Raw genomic sequence first — 1,652 nt, 5'->3', positions numbered from 1 at the left:
TCAGCTCGATGTTGTGGACGATCGTGCCGACCGGCATCGAGGCCAGCGGCATCGCATTGCCCGGCTTCACGTCGACTGCTTCGCCGGCCACGATCTTGTCGCCGGCAGCAAGGCGCTGCGGGGCCAGGATGTAGGACAGCTCGCCATCGTCATACTTGATCAGCGCGATGAAGGCAGTGCGGTTCGGATCGTATTCGATACGCTCAACCGTGCCGACGACGTCGAACTTGCGGCGCTTGAAGTCGATGATGCGGTACGAACGCTTGTGACCGCCGCCGATGAAGCGGGCCGTGATGCGGCCGTAGTTGTTGCGGCCGCCCGACTTGGTCAGGCCTTCGGTCAGGCCCTTGACGGGCTTGCCCTTGTAGAGGCCCGAGCGGTCGACGATGACCAGCTGGCGGGTGCTCGGCGTTACCGGGTTGAATTTCTTGAGTGCCATTGTCCTGTCCTCGCGGCCTTGCTCAGAGACCCGTCGCGACGTCGATCGACTGGCCGTCGGCCAGCGTCACAACCGCCTTCTTGACGTCGCCCTGGCGGCCGATCGTGCCGCGGAAGCGCTTGATCTTGCCCTTGCGGACAAGCGTGTTCACGGCCGTCACCTTGACGCCGAAGAGCGCTTCGACGGCGGCCTTGATTTCCGGCTTCGACGCCTTCTTGGCGACGTTGAAGACGACCTGGTTCTGCTCGGAAGCCATGGTCGACTTTTCAGTGATCGCCGGCGAGACGATCACGTCGTAGTGACGAAGGTCGGTCATTTGAAGCGCTCCTCGAGAGCCTCGACGGCGGCCTTCGAAAGGACCAGCGTGCCGCGGCGCAGAATGTCGTAGACGTTGATGCCCTGGATGGGCAGCACGTCGATGTTCGGAATGTTGGTCGCCGCCAGCTTGAAGTTCTGGTCGAGCTCGGCGCCGCCGATCACCAGGGCGTTGGTCAGCCCCAGCGTCTCGAGGTTCGCCGCCAGCGCCTTCGTCTTGGCTTCTGCCAGCTTCAGCTCGTCGACGATGATCAGCGAAGCGCTCTTGGCCTTGGCCGAGAGGGCATGCTTGAGACCGAGAGCGCGAACCTTCTTCGGCAGCTCATGCTCGTGGCTGCGCACGACCGGGCCGTGCGCCTTGCCGCCGCCGCGGAACTGCGGAGCGCGAGCCGAATGGTGACGGGCGCGGCCCGTACCCTTCTGCTTGTACATCTTGGCGCCGGTGCGCGCGATTTCGGCGCGGCCCTTGGCCTTGTGCGTGCCCTGCTGCTTCTTGGCGAGCTGCCAGCGCACGACGCGCTGCAGGATGTCCTCGCGCGGGTCAAGGCCGAAAATCTCCTCGGAGAGCTTCACCTTGCCGGCGTCCTGGCCGCCGAGCGTTGTGATCTTGATGTCCATTATTCCGCTCCCTCAGTGGCCGGGGCTTCGTTCTTGGCGGCAGCGGCACGGATCGAGGCCGGCTTCGGCGCGTTCGCCGGCAGCGCAACCTTGGCGGCGTCGCGGACCAGGATCCAGGCGCCCTTCACTCCCGGAACCGCGCCACGGATCAGGATCAGACCGCGATCCGCATCGGTCGAGACGACCTCGACGTTCTGGGTGGTGACGCGGACGTCGCCCATGTGGCCGGCCATCTTCTTGCCCTTGAACACCTTGCCGGGGTCCTGGCGCTGACCGGTCG

The 1,652-nt window shown here is 65.1% G+C and carries 3 protein-coding genes and 1 pseudogene; all 4 read right to left on the bottom strand.

All coding sequences use genetic code 11. The features are described from left to right. The coding region (gene rplB / locus Q0L57_RS14630) for a 50S ribosomal protein L2 (protein WP_296743734.1) at positions 1 to 439 on the bottom strand (439 nt) is incomplete at its 3' end. Positions 440 to 461: 22 nt separating this feature from the next. Then, positions 462 to 755, bottom strand: coding sequence for a 50S ribosomal protein L23 (locus Q0L57_RS14625; protein WP_126054435.1), 294 nt, complete (start codon positions 753 to 755; stop codon positions 462 to 464). Beyond that, positions 752 to 1,372, bottom strand: coding sequence for a 50S ribosomal protein L4 (gene rplD, locus Q0L57_RS14620; RefSeq protein WP_296743731.1), 621 nt, complete (start codon positions 1,370 to 1,372; stop codon positions 752 to 754). The genes Q0L57_RS14625 and rplD overlap by 4 nt, the downstream gene beginning before the upstream one ends. Continuing rightward, positions 1,372 to 1,652: pseudogene (locus tag Q0L57_RS14615) on the bottom strand (50S ribosomal protein L3); the annotation flags it as partial. The gene rplD and the pseudogene Q0L57_RS14615, both read right to left, overlap by 1 nt.

The organism is Mesorhizobium sp., assembly GCF_024509055.1.
Taxonomy (GTDB): domain Bacteria; phylum Pseudomonadota; class Alphaproteobacteria; order Rhizobiales; family Rhizobiaceae; genus Mesorhizobium.
The sequence above is the reverse complement of the archived record's forward strand: the minus strand, read 5'-3'. Positions and strand labels throughout refer to the sequence as shown.